The following is a 19,725-nucleotide window of genomic DNA, read 5'->3' on the forward strand; positions in this document are numbered from 1 at the left end:
TCGCCGATCCGCCACCCATGCCGATTGCGGCTGACGACAAAGGGGCCCACATGCACCATCCAGACACGTCACATTCCAGCCACCAAGGCCATTTTCATCGTTCCATCGGGTTGTTCTCGGGCACCGCGATCAACATGACCCAGATGTGCGGCATCGGGCCGTTCATCACCATACCGATCATGGTCGCCACCATGGGCGGGCCACAGGCCGTGGTCGGCTGGATTGTCGGCGCCATCCTGGCCATGGCCGATGGCATGGTGTGGGCGGAACTGGGCGCGGCCATGCCCGGTTCCGGCGGTACCTACGTCTACCTGCGCGAGGCGTTCCAGTACCGCACCGGCAAGCTGATGCCGTTCCTGTTCATATGGACGGTGCTGTTGACGATCCCGTTGCTGATGTCCACCGGCATCATCGGCATGGTCGAATATCTGCAGTATTTCCTGCCGCACCTGGGCTGGTGGTCGGTGCACCTGATCAGTGTCGCGGCCACCGGACTGGTGACGGTGCTGCTGTACCGGCGCATCGAATCGATTCGCGCGATCACCATCGCCATGTGGGTGATCATGCTGGTGTCGATCATTGGCGTGTCGGCGGCCGGCATCAGTGACTTTCACCCCGGCTTTGCCTTCAGCTATCCGGCGGGCGCCTTTGGCGGGCATTTCTTCGTTGGCCTTGGCGCCGGCCTGATCATCGGCATCTACGACTACCTGGGCTATTTCACCACGGCCTACATGGGCGACGAGCTGCGCGATCCGGGCCGTACCATGCCCGGATCGATCATCATCTCGGTGGTGGCGATGATGCTGGTGTACCTGGTGCTGAACATCAGCGTGCTGGGCGTGGCGCCCTGGCAGCAGATCGCGCAGTCGCGCTCGGTGGCCTCGTTGGTGGTCGAGCACAGCTGGGGGCATGCGGCGGCGGCGGTGATGACGGTACTGATCATCGTCACCGCGTTTGCTTCAGTATTCACCGGCTTGCTGGGGGGCTCGCGTGTGCCGTTCCAGGCTGCGCACGACAAGGTGTTTCTGTCGGTGTTCGGCAAGCTGCATGCCCGGCACGGCTTTCCGCACGTGGCCTTGCTGACGATGGGCGTGGTCACGGCGATCGGCACGTTCTTCGACCTGACCGAAGTGATCAACATGCTGCTGGCCGCGACCATCATCGTGCAGTCGATCGCGCAGATCGCCGCGCTGGTGGTGCTGCGCAAGCGCCAGCCGAACCTGCCCAGACCCTACCGGCAGTGGTTGTATCCGGTGCCCTGCGTGATCGCTTTGGCCGGTTGGATCTACGTGTACGCCTCGGCTTCGGCGATGTCGCTGATCCTGTCCGGCGCCTGGATCCTCGCCGGTGTGGCAGTGTTCGTGATCTGGGCCAGGGTCAACCGGTCCTGGCCGTTCGCGCCGGCGGAGATCCGCGAAGCCTATCTGGGGAGCGACTGACATGAAGCCCATGCTGGCTCATCCATTTTTGTTGACGGTGCTGGCGCTGGCCGCATCGACCGCCGCGGCGCCGGTGCGCGCCGCAAGCACCTATGCGCCCACCCACGTGGACACGGCCGTGGGTAGCACCACCGCCGTGGCGCACTGGCTGATCCAGTCCAGCGCCAAGGCGCAGCAGGATGGCGCGCAGATTTCCTCGGCGGGCTTTTCCACCCGGGGCTGGTATCCGGTCAGCGGCCGCGCCACGGTGATGGCCGGCTTGCTGGAGAACGGCACGTACAAGCACGTGTTCTACAGCGACAACCTGAGTGCCGTGCAGGTGCCCGATGCCAGCGGCAATCTGTTCGTCAATCCCTGGTGGTACCGCACCCAGTTCACGCTTGCCGCGATGTCGCCGGGCGCGCACATCCTGCTGCGCACCAAGGGGGTGATCGCCAGCGCCGACCTGTGGGTGAACGGGCACCGGGTGGCCGACCACGCCGACGTGGCCGGTGCCTATCCGGTGCACGAGTTCGACGTCACGCGCTGGGTGCACGCCGGCGACAACGTGATGGCGTTGCGCGTGCATCCGGGCGATCCCAGGCGGCACCTGTCGATCGGCTGGGTCGACTGGAATCCGACGCCGCCGGACAACAACATGGGGCCCTGGCGTGGCGTGGACATCGTGCGGACCGGACCGGTCCAGCTGCGCTTCGCTCAGGTGACCACGGACCTGTCCGTGCCCGAGCTGGCGCGTGCCGCGCTGACGGTCAGGGTGCAGGCGCGCAATCTGGACACGGTGGCGCACCAGGCGGTCGTCACCGGCACGGTGGCCGGGGTGCCGCTGCAGCGGACCATCCAGCTGGCGCCGGGCCAGGCGCGCACGGTGTCATTCACGCCGGCGACCGATCCCGGGCTGGAGCTGAAGCACCCGAAGGTCTGGTGGCCAGCCGGCATGGGCGGGCATCCGCTGTACCGGCTGCGCATGGCGGCGCAGGTGGATGGCACCGGCTCCGACCATGTCGCCACCACCTTCGGCATACGCCGCGTCGATTCGCGGCTGACCAAGCAAGGTTATCGCCAGTTCCTGATCAATGGCCGGCCGCTGCTGATCCGTGGCGCCGGCTGGGCGCCGGACATGTTCCTGCGCGACGACCCGAAACGCATGGCCGCCGAGTTCAGCTACGTGCGCAACCTGGGGCTGAACACCATCCGCAGCGAGGGCAAGCTGGAAGACCAGCGTTTCTACGACCTGGCCGATCGCAACGGCATCATGATCCTGGCTGGCTGGGAATGCTGCGACAAATGGGAGTCGTTCGCCAAGACCGGCGGTTCGCCATGGAGCGCCGCCGACACCCGGGTCGCGCAGGCCTCGATGGCCAGCGAGGCGCGCCTGCTGCGCAATCATCCCTCGGTGATCGGTTTCCTGATCGGTAGTGACAACGCGCCGCCGCCGGCCATCGCCAGGATGTACGTCGACACCCTGCACGCCGAGCACTGGCCGGCCCCGATCATCGCCGCGGCCTCGGCGGCGACGACCGCCCAGACCGGTCCCTCGGGCATGAAGATGAGCGGGCCCTACGCCTGGGTGCCGTCGGCGTACTGGTACGCCGACAAGGAGGGCGGTGCGTTCGGCTTCAACTCCGAAACCAGTGCCGGTGCCGTGATTCCACGGCAGGAGGACCTGGTGCGCATGCTTTCGCCGCAGGAGCGCGAGGCGCTGTGGAAGTACCCGCAGCTACGGCAGTTTCACGCCTCGGCGGCCTGGTCGCCGTTCGCCCGCCTGACGCTGTTCGATACCGCGCTGGCCAAGCGCTATGGCAAGCCAAAAAACCTGGCCGACTACGTTGCCAAGGCGCAACTGGACAACTACGCCAACACCCGCGCGCAGTTCGAGGCCTACAACGCGCACCGTGACGCAGCCAAGCCCTCGACGGGCGTGATCTACTGGATGCTCAACAATGCCTGGCCGTCGCTGCACTGGCATCTGTACGATTACTTCATGAACCCGGGCGGCGCCTACTTCGGTGCCCAGAAGGCCAATGAGCCGGTGCATATCCAGTATGCGTACGACACCGGCGCGATCGTGCTGGTCAACCAGACGCGCACCGCCGAACAGGGGCTGCGGGCGCGCATCCGGGTGCGCAACCTGGATGGCAGCGTGCGCTACCAGCGGCAGCTGGCGCATCTGGACCTGGCCGCCAGCCAGGTGCGGCAAGTGGCCACCGTGCCGGCGCTGAAGGGCCTTTCGCGTACCTATTTCGTCGAACTGGAGCTGACCGGCGCCAACGGTCGGCCGGTCAGCCGCAACGTGTACTGGCTGTCGACCCGAGCCGATACCCTGGATTGGGCGCATTCGAACTGGTACACGACGCCGCTGCGCCAGTATGCGGACTTGAGTGCGTTGCAGTCGCTGCCGGTCGCGACCAGCCAGGTACACGCGACGCTGCGGCGCGCCAACGGCGAGCAGGTGATCCGTGTCACGCTGACGGTGCCGCGCTCGTCCAAGGCCGTGGCGCTGTTCCAGCATGTGGCGATCCGGCGTGCCGCCGACGGCGCGCTGGCCTTGCCTATACTGTGGAATCATAACGACGTCACCTTGTGGCCTGGCGAGTCGGTTACCCTGACGGCCCGCTATGGTGGACCAGCGATGGCGGCGCCGGTGGTCGAAGTCGATGGCTGGAACGTGCCGTCGCGGCGTTTCCCGATCGATGGCGTGCGGCCGATGGATGCCGCGCAGGAAAAAACGCATTGAGCCAGGACATACTTCCATGACGCGCGTGACCATGAGCGACGTCGCCCGTGCGGTGGGGACATCGAAAAAGACCATTTCGCGGGTGCTCAACAACGACCCGAATGTGAGCGCCTCGATGCGCCAGCGTGTCGAGGCCGCGGTGGCCGAGCTCAACTACCGGCCGCTGACCTCGGCGCGCAGCCTGGCGACCAATCGTTCGTTCACCATCGGGTTGCTGTACGACAACCGTTCGCCCAGCTATGTGATGGAGGTGCAGGCCGGCGTGCTCGAGGCCTGCGAGGCGCAGCACTACAGCATGATGGTGCAGCCGATGGTCTCGACCTCGCCGGATTTCGTCGAACAGGTCGATGACCTTCTGTCCCGGCACCAGCCCGACGGCCTGGTGCTGACGCCGCCGATCACCGACCATCCGCAACTGCTGGCCTACCTGCGCAAGCGGGGCCAGCCGTTCGCCTCGATCGCCCCGCGCCAGGCCGACCATTGCATTGGCGTGATGCTGCGCGAGCGCGAAGCGGCCGCGGCCATGGTCGACCACCTGGTATCGCTGGGCCACCGGCACATCGCGCATATCGTGGGTGACCCCGAACACGGTGCCGGCATCTGGCGCCTGGCCGGTTATCGCGATGGCATGGCGCGTGCCGGCTTGGACGTGAAGCCCGAGTACATCGTGCAGGGCCGGTTTTCCTTCGCCTCGGGGGTGGACGCGATGCGCCAGCTGCTGGCCTTGCCACGGCGGCCGAGTGCGATATTCGCAGCCGACGACGACATGGCCGTGGGTGCGATCTGGGCCGCGGCCGAAGCGGGGGTGTCGGTGCCCGATGAAATTTCCATCTGCGGATTCGACGACACGCCCATCGCCTCGCAGGTGTGGCCGTTGCTGACCACGGTTCACCAGCCGGTGCACGAGATGGGACGCCGCGCCACCGAGGAGCTGATGCTGCGCGTGCTCGACAAGGGCGAGCCGGGCATGGTCGAGGTCGATTACGAAATGCGCATCAGGGCTTCCACGGCGCCCGCGCCGTAGCCGTCTTGCCCGCCGCCGGGCGCGAGCGGGAGTGGACCCAAGTCATTTCCAAGGAGTATGTCCGTATGTCCGTCGCCCCCGATCCTGCCAGGCCGGAGCGCCTGTTTCACTTCATCTCCGGGTTGCCGCGTTCGGGCAGCACCTTGCTGGCGGCCATCCTCAACCAGAATCCGCGCTTTCGGGCCGGCATGACCAGTCCGCTGGCCGACATCATGGGCATGGTCATCGCCGAGGCCAGCAGCAAGAACGATTTTTCGTTCGATGTCTCCGACCGGCAGCGCGTGGCGATGCTGCGCGGCCTGGTCGAGAACTTCTACCAGGGCGAGACGGACGCCGGCGTGGTATTCGATACCAGCCGGCTGTGGTGTAGCCGCATGCCATTGCTGCAGGTGCTGTTTCCCAAGGCCAAGGTGATCGCCTGCGTGCGTCAGCTGTCCTGGGTGCTCGACAGCATGGAGCGACTGGTGCGCAAGCACCCGGTCAGCGTCAGCAAGGTGTTCCGGTTCGATACCAATACCACGGTCTATTCGCGCGTGGAGGCCCTGACCGATCCTCGTGGCATGGTGGGCTTCGCGTTCCAGGCCACCAAGGACGCGTTCTACGGCCAGCATGCGCCGGGGCATCTGCTGGTGCTGACCTATGAGAGCCTGGTGCGCAATCCCGCCGCCGCCATGCGCGCGGTCTACCAGTTCATCGGCGAGCCCGAGTTCGCGCATGATTTCGACCACATCGCCTACGCGGCGGATGAGTTCGACGCCCGCATCGGCATGCCCGGCCTGCATTCGGTGCGGCCCAAGGTGCAGTCGGTGGAGCGCACCTCCATTCTGCCGCGCGAGATCTTCGCCCGCTTCATGAATGAGTCGTTCTGGATGGATCCGAACAACAATGTCGGCCAGGTGCCCGTCGTCTAGAGACGCGCCGATGGCAGGGGAAAGGGCGTAGTGGTGCGAAGTCTCCACGGTCCCGGCTGGCATTTGCGGCCGTCCGATGATCTGGCATTGACTTGCCCGGTTACCGAAGCGACAGCCACCGGGTCGGTCCACGACGCAGTGGCCGGTGTGCTGGCATGATGGGCGGGCCTGCAAACAGGGGATGCATTTGATGCCACACGCCATGGAGGAACGCGCGGCGAGCGCCGCTCCGGTCGACCTGCAGACGCTGTGTGCACGGCAACAGCCGGTGGTGCTGCGCGGGCTGGTGGCGGACTGGCCGGCGGTGGCCTGGGCGCGCGAATCGAACCTGGCCTTTGCGCGGCAGATGTCCGCGTTTGATGCCGGCACGCCGGTCGACACGCTGCTGCTGCCCGAAGAGGCCGAAGGCCGCGTTGGCTACAACGAGGCCTTCGATGACTTCAATTACGACCATCACCGGGTTTCGGTCACGCGTGTGCTCAAGCGCCTTCTGGTGATGGCGCGCGATGGCGATGGCCGCGGGCTGGCCATGCAGAGCGCGGCGATGAAGCGGTGCATGCCGGGCTTCGAGCAAACCCACGCAATGGCACTGCTGCCAGGTTCCGTGCATCCGCGTCTTTGGCTGGGCAATCGGGTGACCACGCCAGCGCATTTTGACGAGCAGCACAACATCGCCTGCGTGGTGTGCGGACGGCGCCGCTTCACGCTGTTCGCGCCGGAGCAGGTGGGCAATCTGTACATCGGGCCGCTGGATTTTGCACCCACCGGTGCGGCGATCAGCCTGGCGCGGCTGGACCGCCCGGACGACCCGCGTTTTCCGCGCCTGCGGCAGGCGCTGGATAGTGCGCTGCAGGCGGAGCTGGAGCCGGGCGATGCCATCTACATTCCGCCACTGTGGTGGCATCACGTGGCCTCGCTGACCGCGTTCAACGGGCTGGTCAATTACTGGTGGCATGCCGGGCGCGAGGATGCCGGCGTGCCTGACACCGCCATGGGCGGGTTGCTGCACGCCATCCTTACCTTCCGCTCGCTGAGCACACCGGAGCGACGCGCGTGGCGGGCCTTGCTCGATCACTACGTGTTTGATGAATCGGCCGATCCGGTGTCGCACATACCCGAGGCGCGTCGCGGCATCCTGGGCGATCTGACGCCCGAGCAGGTCGCTCGCGTGCGCGAGACCATCAAGCGTTATCTGTAGGCGCTTGTGCGCCTGTTTGCGCGGTAGCCAAAAACACCTTTGGCAACAGCGATTGGCAGTAGACTTGGCTCCCGCCTGTTGTCACCCGGAGACCGCCATGTCCCTGAGCTCCCGTATTTCCCGACCCTGGGTTGACCGGCGTGTCACCGCGCGCCTGCTGATGGCCACCGAACTGGAGAAACTGCCGCCGGAGGAGCGCGAGATCGTGGAGCGTTTCATCGGTCGCAAGCACATGGCGCGCAACGTGCTGGCCGAGTTCGACCGCAGCTTGAGTTTTGGTGATCGGCTGGCCGACCGCGTGGCGGAAATCGGCGGCAGCTGGACCTTCATCATGGTGTTCGTGCTGATCCTGGTCGGCTGGATGGGGGTGAACACGTTTTTTCTGGGCCACCGCGCCTTCGACCCGTATCCGTACATCCTGCTGAACCTGGTGCTGTCCTGCGTGGCCGCCTTCCAGGCGCCGATCATCATGATGAGCCAGAACCGACAGGCCGAGGCCGACCGTGCCCAGGCCAAGAACGATTACGAAGTGAACGTGCGTGCCGAGCTGGAGATCCTGCAGGTGCACGAGAAGATCAACGCCATGCGCGAGACCGAGCTGGCCGAACTGCTGGAAGTGGTGCGCCACCAGCAGGCGACCATCCAGACCCTGAGTGAACAGCTGGCCGCCGGTTGCGGCTGACGCATCGACGCGTGGACTTTGTGAGCGTTACAGTCGGTGGTTCCGAGGCAACGCAGGCAAGGCAGGCGCATATGGCCAAGTCGTCAACACCGGGCGCCATGATGGGGGTGGGCGTCGCCCTGGGTGCGGGGCTGGGAGTGGCCTTCGACAACCTTGCGCTGGGCATGGGGATTGGCGTGGCGCTGGGAGCGGCGTTGACGGCTGTTGCCGCCAGGCGCGACATGCCACGACGCAAACGCGACGACGATTCGCGGCGCTGAGTCAGGCGTCCAACTGCGCGCGCAGCCATGCCGCCAGCGGCGCCAGTTGGTGCTGGTGGCGCTGATCGGCGGCGCACAGCAGCCAGGCGGCTTCGGTCTCGACGAAACCCCAGGGCGCGATCAGGCGTCCGGCGGCCAGGTCGTCGGCGACCAGGGGCTGTGGCGCGATGGCCACGCCCAGGCCCGCCACGGCCGCTTCCAGCAGATAGTAAAGGTGATCGAAACCGCGCTTGGGCTGAAGGCTGTCCGGCGGCAGCTGTTGCGCCGCCGCCCAGGTCGGCCAGGCCTGCGGCCGCGAGGCGGTGTGCAGCAGCGGTGCATCGCACAGGGCTGAAGGTGGCGCGTGGCGAAGATGCTCGGCCTGCGGGTGCTGTGGACTGAGCACCGGGCCAATGCGTTCGGGCGCCAGCGAGTGGGTCGCCAAGTCGGTATCGACGGGCGCCTGGCCGATCATCAATACCGCGTCGATGCCCGCCGGCCATGGCGCCAGCTCGATGTTCTCGCGCGCCGACAGGTGCAGTTGCAGTCCCGGCAGGTCGCGGCCAAGGCGCTCCATGCGTGGAATCATCCAGCGTGCCAGCACGCTGCCCGGGCAGCCCAGCACCAGCGTGTCGGCAGCCGGATGCTGGCGCAGGCGCGCGCTGACTTCGCGCAGTTGTTCAAACGTGGCGCTGGCCACCTCGCCCAGCTGGCGGCCGGCATCGGTAAGTACCAATTGCCGTCCGCTGCGCTGGAACAAGGCGCAGCCCAGGTCGTCTTCGAGCAGGCGCAATTGGCGGCTGATGGCGCCGTGGGTCACATGCAGTGCCTGCGCCGCGCGTGTGACGCTGCCCAGTCGCGCGACCGCCTCGAAGGCGCGCAGGGCATTAAGCGGGGGCAGGTCGCGAGCGTCACTCATGTGAGAAATTCTGACATATCCGTGCGCCTGCGTCGCTTTTTGTCAGAGACGCATGGCGTTATTCTTCAAGCCTTGATGACGTATGCAGATGCAAGCCATGGCTACTTTGAACGTTGACGATTTCTACGCTTATCCGGACGAGCACGGCCGTTTCGGGCCGTACGGTGGCGTGTTTGTGGCCGAGACGCTGATGGCGCCGCTGGCCGAGCTGACCGAAGCCTATGAGCGCCTGAGTCGCGATCCGGAATTCATCGCCGAACTGGACCGCGACCTGCAGCACTACGTGGGTCGGCCCAGCCCGATCTATCACGCCGAACGCCTGTCGCGCGAGGTTGGCGGCGCGCAGATTCTGTTCAAGCGCGAGGACCTGAACCACACCGGTGCGCACAAGATCAACAACACTGTCGGCCAGGCATTGCTGGCCCGGCACATGGGCAAGCCGCGCGTGATTGCCGAAACCGGTGCCGGCCAACACGGCGTGGCCACGGCCACGGTGGCCGCGCGTCTGGGGCTGAAATGCGTGGTCTACATGGGCGCCACCGATATCGAGCGCCAGAAGATCAACGTCTATCGCATGAAGTTGCTCGGCGCCGAGGTGGTGCCGGTGACCTCCGGCTCGAAGACGCTGAAGGACGCCCTCAACGAAGCCATGCGCGACTGGGTGACCAACGTCGCCGACACCTTCTACGTGATCGGCACCGTGGCCGGGCCGCACCCGTATCCGAAGATGGTGCGCGACTTCAACGCCATTGTCGGTCGCGAGGCGCGGGCGCAGATGCTGGAGCAGTACGGCCAGTTGCCCGATGCGGTCACCGCCTGTGTCGGCGGCGGTTCCAACGCCATGGGTATTTTCCATGCGTTCCTGAATGACCGCGATGTGCGCCTGGTCGGTGCCGAGGCCGCCGGCGATGGCATGGACACCGGTCGCCATGCCGCGTCGTTGGCTGCCGGGCGCCCCGGCGTGCTGCACGGCAACCGCACCTACGTGTTGTGCGACGACGATGGTCAGATCACCGAGACGCATTCGGTGTCGGCCGGTCTGGATTATCCGGGCGTCGGCCCCGAACACGCGTTCCTGAAGGATGCCGGACGCGCCGAATATGTCGGCGTGAGCGATGACGAAGCGCTGCAGGCGTTCCATCGCATCGCCCGCACCGAGGGCATTCTGGCGGCGCTGGAATCGAGCCACGCCATTGCCCAGGCCATCAAGCTGGCCCGCGACATGCCACGCGATGCCTACGTGTTGTGCAACCTTTCCGGCCGCGGCGACAAGGATGTGCACACCATCGCCGCGCGTGAAGGCGTCCAGGTGTGAGAGCGGGAAGTGAGTGGACAGGAGCGGGAAGTGAGAGAAAAGCCGCTTCACGCTCCAGCCCACCATCACCCTGGCAACTGCCGCTCTCACTCCTCACTTCCCGCTTCTCACTCCTAAGCTCTGAAGTGAGTGGACAGGAGTGAGAAGTGAGAGAACGCACGGCTCGCTTCTTGTGAACCTCGACGCCAGCGTCCTCCTCGCGCACTCCCTTGGCCCATCAACCTTCGTTTCTCGCCATCGCTCACTTCTCACTTCTCTCTTCTCATTCCTAAGCTCTTATGAATCGCATTGATCAACGTTTTGCCGAACTGAAGGCCGCCGGTCGCACGGGTCTGATTCCCTTCATTACCGCTGGTGATCCGGCGCCGGAGGCGACGGTGCCGGTGATGCACGCGCTGGTTCGAGCCGGGGCCGATGTGATCGAGCTGGGCATGCCGTTTTCCGAGCCAATGGCCGATGGTCCGGTAATCCAGCACGCCAACGAGCGCGCATTGGCACGTGGCGTGGGGCTTTCCGACGTACTGGAGATGGTGCGCGCGTTTCGCGCCAATGATGCGACCACGCCGGTGCTGCTGATGGGTTATCTGAACCCGGTGGAGATTCGCGGCTACGCGCGTTTTGCCGCCGAGGCGGTGGCGGCGGGCGTGGATGGCACACTGATCGTCGATTGCCCGGTGGAAGAGGGCGACACGCTGATGCCGCTGCGCGAGGCCGGATTGCGCCAGATCCTGCTGGCGGCGCCCACCACCGCACCCGGGCGTATGGCGCGGTTGTGCGAGGCGGCCGAAGGTTTCCTGTATTATGTGTCGTTTGCCGGCATTACCGGCGCGGCGCGTCTGTCGGTAGACGATATCGCCGAGCGGGTAAGCCAGATCCGGGCCGCGGCGAAAGCCCCGGTGGCGGTGGGTTTCGGCGTGCGCGATGCGGCCAGTGCCAAGGCCATCGGCGCGTTCGCCGACGCCGTGGTCATTGGCAGCGCGCTGGTCGACACGCTCGACGGCGCGGCATCTGCCGACGAGGCCGCCACGCGGGCGCATGATTTTCTTGCCCCGGTGCGTCAGGCTCTGGACGCCGGCTAGTTTGCTTCAAGCCACGGCACAGCCGAGCTGACGGGAGACCTGACATGAACTGGCTGCAGAAACTGATGACGCCGCGTATCCGCACCCAGGCGGCGGTGGCCAACGGCAAGGGCAAGGTGCCCGAAGGCGTGTGGGAAAAGTGCAACGGTTGCGGCGCGGTGCTGTATCGCCCGGAGCTGGAGCGCCAGCTGATGGTGTGCCCCAAGTGCGGCCATCACCATTCCATCAACGCGCGTGTGCGTCTGGAAGCCTTGTTCGATGAAGGCTCGGCGGCCGATCTGTTTGCTGACCTGGAGCCGGTCGATGCGCTGAAGTTCCGCGATTCGAAGAAGTACCGCGATCGCATGGTCGCGGCGCAGAAGAAGACCGGCGAGAAAGACGCGCTGATCGTGCAGCGCGGCCTTTTGAAGACGCGTCCGCTGATTGCCGCGGCGTTCGAGTTTGCCTTCATGGGCGGTTCGATGGGCTCGGTGGTCGGCGAGAAGTTCACCCGCGGTGCCGAGCGTGCGCTGGCCGAGCGCATTCCGTTCGTGTGCTTTTGCGCCACCGGCGGTGCGCGCATGCAGGAAGGCCTGCAGTCGCTGATGCAGATGGCCAAGACCTCGGCCGCGCTGGCGCGTATGCGCGATGCCGGCGTGCCGTACATCGCCGTGCTCACGCACCCGACCACCGGCGGCGTCTCGGCGAGCCTGGGCATGCTCGGCGACATCAACATTGGTGAGCCCAAGGCGCTGATCGGCTTTGCCGGTCCGCGCGTGATCGAGCAGACCGTGCGCGAGACGCTGCCGGAAGGCTTCCAGCGCTCGGAGTTCCTGCTGGAGCACGGCGCCATCGACATGATCGTCGACCGTCGCGAGATGCGCGACAAGCTGGCCGATCTGTTGGGTCTGATGAGCGGCGCCGAACGCGTCGCCTGATCGGTCGGGTTTGGCTCGACAAAAAACCGGCAGCCTTAGGGCCGCCGGTTTTTTCATGCCTGTGGAATCGGCTTAGCCCAGCAGCGTGACGCCGTTGATCGCAAACAGCGACAGCGAGGCCAGCGCGGTGCCGATGGCACCGGCGGCCAGCACATCGCTGGGGTAATGCAGCCCCAGTACCACGCGCGAGGCCGCCACCAGCAGCGTGAACGGCACCAGCAGCGGCGCCAGCATCGGGTAATAGGCCAGCGCCACCAGGGTGAAGCCGACCGCTTGCAGGGTATGCCCGGAGGGAAAGCTGAATTCATCCAGCGGTGGGATGTGTGCGATCACGCCGGGGCAGGCGCGGAACGGGCGCGGTCGGCGCGTCCAGCGCTTGAGCAGACGATAAAGGCCCAGGGCGGCCAGACCGGTGAGGGCCATGTGCGCGGCCGCCTGCAGGCCGCGCCAGCCGCCCAGCGCTGCGATCACGCCCATCAGCGCGTACCAGAACACACCGTCGCCCAGGCGGCTGACGATGGCGAAGAAGCGGCCGATGGCGCGGCGTGTGCCCCAGCGATTGGCGGTCAGGCACAGGCGTTGCTCCAGCGCGGCACGCGGGGTGAGTACGGCTTTCATGAGGCGACTCCAGAGTCGGCCTTGGCGGCCAGGGATGTGGTGCGCTGGACTGGCGCCGGTGCCGCCATGTCCATCAGCAGATGCTCGAAATCGTCGATCACCCGTTCCGGGTGCAGGTGGGCCACGCTGTCCCGGGCGCGCTGGCGCAGTGGTGCGTCCAGGGTCTGCACCAGGTCGGTGGCGGCGGCGATGAAGGCCGCGTCATCGCCATCGGGCACGCGGCGTCCGTTGATGGCATCGCGCAGGTGCTCGCGTGCGGCGCCATCGTCGAAGGCCACGCACGGCAGGGCGCTGGCCAGCGCCTCCAGCACCACGTTGCCGAAGGTCTCGCTGCGGCTGGGAAACACGAACAGGTCGGCGCTGGCGTAGTGGCGGGCCAGAGCTTCGCCGCGTTGAATGCCGGTGAAGATGAAGTCCGCATGTGCCGCTTCCAGCTCGGCGCGCGAGGGGCCATCGCCGACCCAGACAAAGCGCGCCTCGGGACGGGCCTTCTGCATGGCGCGAAAGGCTTTTACGGCCAGGTCCAGATGCTTCTCCGGCGCGATGCGGCCCACATAGAGCACCACCGGCGTGGTCTCGTCGACGCCCCAGGTGCGGCGCAGATCAGAGTCGCGGCGCCCGGGATGGAACAGCTCGGTATCCACGGCGCGGTGCAACAGCTTCACCCGTTCGATGCCCAGCGCTTCCAGTTCGGCGGCCAGTGCCTGGGTCGGCACCAGCGTGGCACGCGCCTGGCGGTGGAAGCGACGCAGCCGTGCCTGCACCAGTGGTGTCAGCCAGCCCAGCCCGTAATGGCGGGCGTAATGGTCGAAGCGGGTGTGAAAACCGCTGGCCGCAGGCAACTTCAGGCGTTGCGCGGCGCGCAGGGCCGAGCCGCCCAGCGGGCCTTCGGTGGCAATGTAGAGCACGTCCGGTCGTTGCTGGCGCCAGCGCTGGCGCAACCGGCGTGCCGCCGGCAGACCGAAGCGCAGGCCCGGGTAGCGCGGAATGCCCATGCCCGGCACACGCAATTCGTCGGCGTCGTCGCGCGCCGCTTCACCGCTCTGGCGTGGCCGGATCAGGTCGATCAGGTGGCCGCGCGCGGCCAGGCCCTCGGCCAGGCTGTGCACGGTCAGTGCCACGCCGTTGACTTCCGGTGGATAGGTCTCGGTAACGATGCCGATGCGCATCGGTGTGGCCCGTGTTGAGTTGATCACGGGTGCCCAGCTTCCGGGCCCGGCATTGCATGCCGGTGATACATGCATGACGCGCATGTGACGCCGCAGCGTGCGTGGGCGTAAAGTGAGGCGGCGGCGCGTGGGGCGCCGTCGGTCACGGTCATCTTTCCGGGGAGGTTGATATGGCGATGCGAAACGTTTTTCTGGCCCTGCTGCTGGGCGGTGCGGCAGCGCTGGGCAGCGCGCAGGCGGCCGATGGCATGGCCGCGCACAGCCGTCCGGCCGATGCGCGCGTGTACATCATTTCGCCAGCCGATGGCGCGCATGTGGGACCCACGGTGACGGTACGCTTTGGCCTTTCCGGCATGGGCGTGGCGCCGGCGGGCGTGATGCACGCCAACACCGGCCACCATCACCTGCTGGTGGATGTCGACACGCTGCCCAAGGCGGGCGTGCCGATTCCCAACGATGCCCATCACCATCATTTTGGCGGTGGCCAGACGCAGACCACGCTGCACCTGACGCCGGGCACGCACACCTTGCAGCTGGAGCTGGCCGACGCCGCGCACGTGCCGTTCGATCCGCCGCTGGTGTCGAAGAAGATCACCATTCACGTCAAATAAGGCGCGGGCAGCCGAAAGCTCGCCGGTGCCCGGCATTCGCCGCACCGGCGGGATCGGCTAAAATGCGGCGTTTGCCGTTGCCGCATCGACATTTGCCATGACCTTCCGCACCCGTTTTGCCCCCAGTCCCACCGGTTTTCTGCACATTGGCGGCGCGCGTACCGCGCTGTACTGCTGGCTGGAGGCGCGCCATCGCGGTGGCGAGTTCGTGCTGCGCGTGGAAGATACCGACCGCGAGCGCTCCACCGACGAGGCCGTGCAGGCCATTCTCGACGGCATGCACTGGCTGGGCCTGGATGCCGACATCGGCCCGATCTACCAGACCGAGCGCGTGGCGCGTTACCGCGAAGTGGCCGATAAGCTGCTGGCCGAGGGCAAAGCCTACTGGGCCTATGAAACCCGCGAGGAAATCGACGCCATGCGCGAGGCCGCCCGTGCCAAGGGCGAGAAGCCGCGCTACAACGGCTACTACCGCGATCGCAACGAGCCGTATCGCGACGATCCCAACCGCGTGCTGCGCTTCAAGAACCCGCTGCAGGGCTCGGTGGTGTTCGAAGACAAGGTGAAGGGTCGCATCGAGTGGTCCAACAGCGAGCTGGACGATTTCGTGCTGATGCGTTCGGACGGCTTTCCGACCTACAACTTCGCGGTGGTGGTCGACGACATGGACATGGGCATCACCGAGGTGATCCGCGGTGACGACCACGTCAACAACACGCCGCGCCAGATCAACGTGTACGAGGCGCTTGGCGCGCCGGTGCCGGTGTTCGCGCACCTGCCGATGATCCTGGGCGCGGACGGCCAGAAGCTGTCCAAGCGTCATGGTGCGGTCGGCGTGATGCAGTACCGCGAGGACGGCTATCTGCCCGAGGCGCTGCTCAATTACCTGGTGCGCCTGGGCTGGTCGCATGGCGACCAGGAAATCTTCTCGCGCCCAGAGATGATCGAGCTGTTCGACATCGCCGACGTCAACAGCTCGGCTTCGCGCTTTGACATGGCCAAGCTGGGCTGGCTCAACCAGCAGTACTTCAAGAACGAGGACCCGGCGCGCGTCGCGGTCGAGCTTGTCTGGCACCTGGAGCACATCGGCATCGACCCGGCCACCGGTCCGGCGCCGGCCGAGGTAGTCACGGCGCTGGCCGACCGTGTGCAGACGCTGAAGGAAATGGCCGAGCGCGCCAGGGTCTGGTACACGCCGATCACTGAGTGGGACGAAAAGGCCGTCAGCAAGCATCTGGGCTCGGCCACCGCGCCGGCGGTGCTGGATAAGGCCGGCCAGAAGCTGGCCGCGCTGGATCAGTGGACCGTCGAGGCGGTGCACGGCGTGATCGAAGCGATTGCCGCCGAGCTGGAGCTGGGCATGGGCAAGGTGGCGCAGCCCTTGCGCGTGGCCATGACCGGAACCCAGGTCTCGCCGTCGATCGATCACACGGTGTATCTGTGCGGCCGCGAAAACGCGCTGGCGCGCATCGTCGAGGCGCGTTCTCGCTGCGTCGGCTGATGAGCGCGCCGCATGGGTGAACTGCTGCAAAAGGCCATGCATGGCGTGGATCCGTCCGCGCCGGGTGCGGCCTGGCAGATCTTTCGCAATCTGATGGCGCTGGTGCCGTGGTGGCCGATGATCTGGCTGACCGTGGTTTCGGTGCTGGTCGGCGCCTGGCTGGGCTGGCGCCGTGGCCGGCTCTGGGAAGGCGTGTTGTGGGCGCTGCTGCTGGGGCCCCTGGGATGGCCGGTGATCCTGGCGCGGCCCTCACGCGGCGGCGCCTCGGGCGGTGCTACCATGCACCGGCAACGCAAGGAGTAACGCCGTCATGAGCACCCCTTTCCACCAGCCGCATATCCATCGCGAGGACGCCGCCGGCTTCGTGCGCGCGGTGGAAACCGCGTGCCAGGAGCGCGGGCTGCGCCTGACGCCGCTGCGTCGCGAGGTGCTGGAGCTGCTGGCGGCCGAATCCAAGCCGATCAAGGCCTATGATCTGCTTGATCGCTTGCGCGAAAGCCATGGTGGCGCGGCGCCGCCCACGGTGTACCGCGCGCTGGATTTCCTGGTTGGCAATGGCTTTGTGCACAAGCTGGAATCGATCAATGCGTTTGTGTCCTGCCATCACCCGGCCGAATCGCACCAGGTGCCGTTTCTGATCTGCGACAACTGTGCCGACGCGATTGAGATCTGTGACGCCCGCGTTGCCGAGCTGATCGAGGAAAAGGCCCGCGCGCTGGGATTCCAGCCGCAGGCACAGACGCTGGAAGTGCATGGTCTGTGCAGCCGTTGCCGCAGTCACTGAGGACTGGGCGAGCATCATGAGACATCGAACCGGATGGCCGACGCCATCCGGTTTTTTTATGTCGCTTGCAGGCTTGCCGGTTGTCAGTGTCCGTTATCGAGCAGGGTCAGTGTCCACATCGCCACCAGGCCGGCGAGTACACCAAGCAGCGGCGTGAGTCGGCGCGTTATCCGAAGCTGGCGCCACAGCGCGGGCGCAAGGTCGATGCAGGCCACGTACAGCGTGGTACCCGTCGCCACCGCCAGGGTCGCCGCCAGCGCACTGCCGTGACTGGCCAGTTCGCTTGCCAGCAGGGCGCCTATCGGGGTGGTCAGGCTGGTGGCGAAGCAATAGATCAGCGCCTGGCGCGGCGTCTGTCCGCCGGAGACCAGTACGCCGGCATTGCTCAGCTCGCGCGGCAGCGCATGGGCCACCAGTGCCGCCGTGACCCACGCGCCCACCACCGGACCCAGCGCGAAGCTGGCGCCGATCACCAGGCCATCGCACAGATGGTGCACGGCATCGCCGATCATGTTCATGCGCGCAAAGCTGGCGGTGTGCCCGCGCGGCCAGTGCCGCACACCGATCTCGATCAGCACGAAGCCGGCTACGCCCGCGGCCAGCCACGGCGCGGCGGCGGCAAGCCCCATCCCGCACGCGCTGATTTGCGGCAGCATGTGCATCAGGGCGTCGCCCAGCAGCAGCCCGATGGCGGCCGCCTGCAGCCACGGCAGCAGGCGAGAAAGCAACTGCGCCGGAACGCGCATCAGGCTGCCGGCGACGCCGGCGCAGGCCGTGACCAGCAGGCTGCCGAGCAGCGCCGGAATAGGGGTCATCATGGAGTGGTGAGGGGGTAGGTGAACGTCCAGGTTATATTATAACATCGTCGCGTCGTGGGAACATTCACGCTGTCTTCACGGTCTGGACACGGACACAGCACATTCGCGGGGTGACGATGAAATTCGCTGGAGCATGTCTGGTCGCGGCTTTCGCCGTGGTCGCGGGAGCGGCAGGGGCCACACCGGCCCGCAATATCAACATCAAGTGGAATACCGGCGCCGCACCGGCGTTGCCGCAACCCAAGTGCGTACTGCACAGGGTGACAGTGACACGCGGTGACAGTGCCTACACGCTGCTGCGCGATGCGGGCGTGGATGCCGGCAGCGTGATGCGCTGGCTGTCCCAGCCGACGGACGCCCACGTGCTGCGTCGCATGCGTCCGGGCGATGCGTTGAGTTTCTGCGCCGCGCAAACGCTTGGTGGTGGTACCCATCTGACCTCGCTCAAGCTGATCCACGACCAGGCAAGCCAGGCATTGTCGGCGCCGCGACCCCACGCCGAACGCGGCCTGGTAACGGTGGGCTTCACCATCCGTCATTCGCTTGCCCGCGAGCTGCGTCACCAGCATGTCAGCTCGGCACTGGCCATGGCAGTGCATGAATATCTGGCCCATGACCGCGACCTGCCGACGCATCTGCCGGCGGGTGCCAGGATCAAGGCCATCTTTTCCGGCGCGCCATCGCATGCGCGTTCGCGCCTGCTGTGTCTGGATGTGACACTGCACAAGCATCATCACCGCATCTACCACTATGTGGATGGCAAGGGTGCGCAGTATCTGGTCGGCAGCCACGGCCACGGTGTGCGCATGCTGGCCATGATCAAGCCGTTGCCGCACGCGCGCATTTCCTCGGGCTGGGGCTGGCGCATCAATCCGGTGCTCAAGCGCCGCGAGTTCCACAAGGGTATTGACTATGCCGCGCCGCTGGGCACGCCGATCCGCGCCGCCATGACCGGCACCGTGGACATGGCGCGCTGGCATGGCAACTACGGCCGCCTGGTGGAGATTCGCTCCTCGCATGGCGTGGTGACTCGTTACGGCCACCTGCATCGCATGGCGCACGGCATCCACAATGGCGTGCATGTGCATGCCGGCGAGGTGATCGGTTATGTGGGCTCGACCGGGCTCTCCACCGGCCCGCATCTGTATTTTGAGCTGTGGGAACACCACAAGCGCATCAATCCGCTCGTGCATCGGCCGGCCATAAGCGCTAGCCTGAGCCGCAAGGATCGCCACCGCTTTTCAGCTTACGTACATACCCTGGCCGAGCAGGTACCACTCAGCTGAGGTTTTGCGTCAGGGTGTGCTGTGGCGAGGACATGCAGGCCCGGTACCCCCGGCGCCCACGACGCCGGTATTGTTGATGCAAGCGCTAGGACATTTCGACCTCCGTCTCGACCCTCAGGCCGCGGGCGCGGTGGCGCATGCCCCTTTTTCACGGGTGCTGCTGCTCAAGCGCTTCCACGGTGATCTGGTGGCGCGCAGCCGCGGTGAGCTGCTGACGTTCCGCACACCGGTGCAGGGCTCATCGGGTTTCGTTGCCCTGGAGCAGGTCGATGGTCTGCTGGGTGGTCGCGAGGGCAGTTTCGTGCTGCGCCACAGCGGGACCCTGGTGCGCGGTGCCTCCCAGGTGGCCGTCTCGGTGTTGCCTGATTCGGGGACCGGCTCCCTGGTGGGGCTGCACGGCGACATGCATATCGGCATCGAGCACGGCTTGCATGCTTATCGCTTTGAGTATGCCTTTCGCGAGGCGGCGTGACTGCTGCTG

20 protein-coding genes are annotated in these 19,725 nt (G+C 66.3%); 16 read left to right on the top strand and 4 right to left on the bottom strand.

Features of this window, described 5'->3' with window-relative positions:
• The first annotated feature begins 50 nt into the window (after positions 1-50).
• The 7 genes from HBF24_RS05680 to HBF24_RS05710 all read left to right on the top strand — a co-directional run bounded on the left by HBF24_RS05680 (position 51) and on the right by HBF24_RS05710 (position 8,248).
• Positions 51-1,439 (top strand): APC family permease, encoded by a 1,389-nt coding sequence (locus HBF24_RS05680; RefSeq protein ID WP_167170305.1) that lies wholly within the window; start codon positions 51-53, stop codon positions 1,437-1,439.
• 1 nt (position 1,440) lies between these two features.
• Positions 1,441-4,173, top strand: a complete 2,733-nt coding sequence (locus HBF24_RS05685; RefSeq protein WP_240922258.1) for a sugar-binding domain-containing protein — start codon at positions 1,441-1,443, stop codon at positions 4,171-4,173.
• Between the two features lie 16 nt (positions 4,174-4,189).
• The gene (locus HBF24_RS05690) at positions 4,190-5,197 is read left to right on the top strand and encodes a LacI family DNA-binding transcriptional regulator (protein WP_167170307.1); all 1,008 of its coding nucleotides are present in this window, start codon (positions 4,190-4,192) and stop codon (positions 5,195-5,197) included.
• 65 nt (positions 5,198-5,262) lie between these two features.
• The gene (locus HBF24_RS05695) at positions 5,263-6,108 is read left to right on the top strand and encodes a sulfotransferase (RefSeq protein WP_167170310.1); all 846 of its coding nucleotides are present in this window, start codon (positions 5,263-5,265) and stop codon (positions 6,106-6,108) included.
• A 190-nt stretch (positions 6,109-6,298) separates the two neighbouring features.
• Complete coding sequence (locus HBF24_RS05700; protein ID WP_240922260.1) at positions 6,299-7,306, top strand: cupin-like domain-containing protein; 1,008 nt, start codon at positions 6,299-6,301, stop codon at positions 7,304-7,306.
• A gap of 97 nt (positions 7,307-7,403) precedes the next feature.
• Complete coding sequence (locus tag HBF24_RS05705; protein ID WP_167170316.1) at positions 7,404-7,988, top strand: DUF1003 domain-containing protein; 585 nt, start codon at positions 7,404-7,406, stop codon at positions 7,986-7,988.
• Between the two features lie 71 nt (positions 7,989-8,059).
• On the top strand, positions 8,060-8,248 hold the full coding sequence (locus HBF24_RS05710) for a hypothetical protein (protein ID WP_167170319.1): 189 nt from the start codon (positions 8,060-8,062) through the stop codon (positions 8,246-8,248).
• A 1-nt stretch (position 8,249) separates the two neighbouring features.
• On the opposite strand, the gene HBF24_RS05715 is transcribed toward HBF24_RS05710, so the two are convergent.
• Positions 8,250-9,146 (bottom strand): LysR family transcriptional regulator, encoded by an 897-nt coding sequence (locus HBF24_RS05715; RefSeq protein ID WP_167170322.1) that lies wholly within the window; start codon positions 9,144-9,146, stop codon positions 8,250-8,252.
• 97 nt (positions 9,147-9,243) lie between these two features.
• Here HBF24_RS05715 and trpB point away from each other — a divergent pair, with 97 nt between their 5' ends.
• From trpB to accD, 3 genes are all read left to right on the top strand, one after another.
• Entirely contained in the window at positions 9,244-10,461 is a 1,218-nt protein-coding gene (trpB, locus tag HBF24_RS05720; protein WP_167170325.1) for a tryptophan synthase subunit beta, read from the top strand.
• 278 nt (positions 10,462-10,739) lie between these two features.
• Positions 10,740-11,540, top strand: a complete 801-nt coding sequence (gene trpA / locus HBF24_RS05725) for a tryptophan synthase subunit alpha (protein ID WP_167170328.1) — start codon at positions 10,740-10,742, stop codon at positions 11,538-11,540.
• A gap of 44 nt (positions 11,541-11,584) precedes the next feature.
• On the top strand, positions 11,585-12,457 hold the full coding sequence (gene accD / locus HBF24_RS05730) for an acetyl-CoA carboxylase, carboxyltransferase subunit beta (RefSeq protein WP_167170331.1): 873 nt from the start codon (positions 11,585-11,587) through the stop codon (positions 12,455-12,457).
• Positions 12,458-12,529: 72 nt separating this feature from the next.
• Here the strand turns inward: accD and HBF24_RS05735 are convergent, their stop codons facing one another.
• Both HBF24_RS05735 and HBF24_RS05740 read right to left on the bottom strand, forming a co-directional pair.
• Positions 12,530-13,075, bottom strand: coding sequence for a phosphatase PAP2 family protein (locus tag HBF24_RS05735; RefSeq protein ID WP_167170334.1), 546 nt, complete (start codon positions 13,073-13,075; stop codon positions 12,530-12,532).
• Positions 13,072-14,244 carry a glycosyltransferase family 1 protein gene (locus HBF24_RS05740; protein WP_167171372.1) on the bottom strand — a complete coding sequence of 391 codons (1,173 nt, stop codon included), beginning with the start codon at positions 14,242-14,244 and terminating at the stop codon, positions 13,072-13,074. Before HBF24_RS05740 ends, HBF24_RS05735 begins: the two co-directional genes overlap by 4 nt.
• Positions 14,245-14,420: 176 nt before the next feature.
• On the opposite strand from HBF24_RS05740, the gene HBF24_RS05745 reads away from it, so the two are divergent.
• From HBF24_RS05745 to HBF24_RS05760, 4 genes are all read left to right on the top strand, one after another.
• Positions 14,421-14,855, top strand: coding sequence for a DUF4399 domain-containing protein (locus HBF24_RS05745; RefSeq protein WP_167170336.1), 435 nt, complete (start codon positions 14,421-14,423; stop codon positions 14,853-14,855).
• A 97-nt stretch (positions 14,856-14,952) separates the two neighbouring features.
• Complete coding sequence (gene gltX, locus HBF24_RS05750; protein ID WP_167170339.1) at positions 14,953-16,356, top strand: glutamate--tRNA ligase; 1,404 nt, start codon at positions 14,953-14,955, stop codon at positions 16,354-16,356.
• 12 nt (positions 16,357-16,368) lie between these two features.
• Positions 16,369-16,659: a hypothetical protein gene (locus tag HBF24_RS05755; RefSeq protein WP_167170342.1), complete on the top strand. Its 291-nt coding sequence runs from the start codon at positions 16,369-16,371 to the stop codon at positions 16,657-16,659.
• Positions 16,660-16,666: 7 nt separating this feature from the next.
• Entirely contained in the window at positions 16,667-17,140 is a 474-nt protein-coding gene (locus tag HBF24_RS05760) for a transcriptional repressor (protein ID WP_167170344.1), read from the top strand.
• An 83-nt stretch (positions 17,141-17,223) separates the two neighbouring features.
• Here HBF24_RS05760 and HBF24_RS05765 read toward each other — a convergent pair whose 3' ends face one another.
• Positions 17,224-17,958, bottom strand: a complete 735-nt coding sequence (locus tag HBF24_RS05765) for a ZIP family metal transporter (protein ID WP_167170347.1) — start codon at positions 17,956-17,958, stop codon at positions 17,224-17,226.
• 116 nt (positions 17,959-18,074) lie between these two features.
• Between HBF24_RS05765 and HBF24_RS05770 the strand changes: the two genes are divergently transcribed.
• Together HBF24_RS05770 and HBF24_RS05775 are read left to right on the top strand one after the other, a co-directional pair.
• A complete protein-coding gene (locus HBF24_RS05770; RefSeq protein WP_167170350.1) occupies positions 18,075-19,244 on the top strand; it encodes a M23 family metallopeptidase in 1,170 nt (389 codons plus the stop codon).
• 76 nt (positions 19,245-19,320) lie between these two features.
• Complete coding sequence (locus HBF24_RS05775; protein ID WP_206064211.1) at positions 19,321-19,716, top strand: DUF3224 domain-containing protein; 396 nt, start codon at positions 19,321-19,323, stop codon at positions 19,714-19,716.
• Positions 19,717-19,725 lie beyond the last annotated feature (9 nt).

This window comes from Oleiagrimonas sp. C23AA (assembly GCF_011759385.1).
GTDB lineage: Bacteria > Pseudomonadota > Gammaproteobacteria > Xanthomonadales > Rhodanobacteraceae > Oleiagrimonas.

What these genes read in the sequence shown, in the direction of transcription:
- HBF24_RS05680 (WP_167170305.1), top strand. Translation starts at nt 51, where the DNA reads ATGCACCATCCAGACACGTCACATTCCAGCCACCAAGGCCATTTTCAT.
- HBF24_RS05685 (WP_240922258.1), top strand. Translation starts at nt 1,441, where the DNA reads ATGAAGCCCATGCTGGCTCATCCATTTTTGTTGACGGTGCTGGCGCTG.
- HBF24_RS05690 (WP_167170307.1), top strand. Translation starts at nt 4,190, where the DNA reads ATGACGCGCGTGACCATGAGCGACGTCGCCCGTGCGGTGGGGACATCG.
- HBF24_RS05695 (WP_167170310.1), top strand. Translation starts at nt 5,263, where the DNA reads ATGTCCGTCGCCCCCGATCCTGCCAGGCCGGAGCGCCTGTTTCACTTC.
- HBF24_RS05700 (WP_240922260.1), top strand. Translation starts at nt 6,299, where the DNA reads ATGCCACACGCCATGGAGGAACGCGCGGCGAGCGCCGCTCCGGTCGAC.
- HBF24_RS05705 (WP_167170316.1), top strand. Translation starts at nt 7,404, where the DNA reads ATGTCCCTGAGCTCCCGTATTTCCCGACCCTGGGTTGACCGGCGTGTC.
- HBF24_RS05710 (WP_167170319.1), top strand. Translation starts at nt 8,060, where the DNA reads ATGGCCAAGTCGTCAACACCGGGCGCCATGATGGGGGTGGGCGTCGCC.
- HBF24_RS05715 (WP_167170322.1), bottom strand. Translation starts at nt 9,146, where the DNA reads ATGAGTGACGCTCGCGACCTGCCCCCGCTTAATGCCCTGCGCGCCTTC.
- trpB (WP_167170325.1), top strand. Translation starts at nt 9,244, where the DNA reads ATGGCTACTTTGAACGTTGACGATTTCTACGCTTATCCGGACGAGCAC.
- trpA (WP_167170328.1), top strand. Translation starts at nt 10,740, where the DNA reads ATGAATCGCATTGATCAACGTTTTGCCGAACTGAAGGCCGCCGGTCGC.
- accD (WP_167170331.1), top strand. Translation starts at nt 11,585, where the DNA reads ATGAACTGGCTGCAGAAACTGATGACGCCGCGTATCCGCACCCAGGCG.
- HBF24_RS05735 (WP_167170334.1), bottom strand. Translation starts at nt 13,075, where the DNA reads ATGAAAGCCGTACTCACCCCGCGTGCCGCGCTGGAGCAACGCCTGTGC.
- HBF24_RS05740 (WP_167171372.1), bottom strand. Translation starts at nt 14,244, where the DNA reads ATGCGCATCGGCATCGTTACCGAGACCTATCCACCGGAAGTCAACGGC.
- HBF24_RS05745 (WP_167170336.1), top strand. Translation starts at nt 14,421, where the DNA reads ATGCGAAACGTTTTTCTGGCCCTGCTGCTGGGCGGTGCGGCAGCGCTG.
- gltX (WP_167170339.1), top strand. Translation starts at nt 14,953, where the DNA reads ATGACCTTCCGCACCCGTTTTGCCCCCAGTCCCACCGGTTTTCTGCAC.
- HBF24_RS05755 (WP_167170342.1), top strand. Translation starts at nt 16,369, where the DNA reads ATGGGTGAACTGCTGCAAAAGGCCATGCATGGCGTGGATCCGTCCGCG.
- HBF24_RS05760 (WP_167170344.1), top strand. Translation starts at nt 16,667, where the DNA reads ATGAGCACCCCTTTCCACCAGCCGCATATCCATCGCGAGGACGCCGCC.
- HBF24_RS05765 (WP_167170347.1), bottom strand. Translation starts at nt 17,958, where the DNA reads ATGATGACCCCTATTCCGGCGCTGCTCGGCAGCCTGCTGGTCACGGCC.
- HBF24_RS05770 (WP_167170350.1), top strand. Translation starts at nt 18,075, where the DNA reads ATGAAATTCGCTGGAGCATGTCTGGTCGCGGCTTTCGCCGTGGTCGCG.
- HBF24_RS05775 (WP_206064211.1), top strand. Translation starts at nt 19,321, where the DNA reads ATGCAAGCGCTAGGACATTTCGACCTCCGTCTCGACCCTCAGGCCGCG.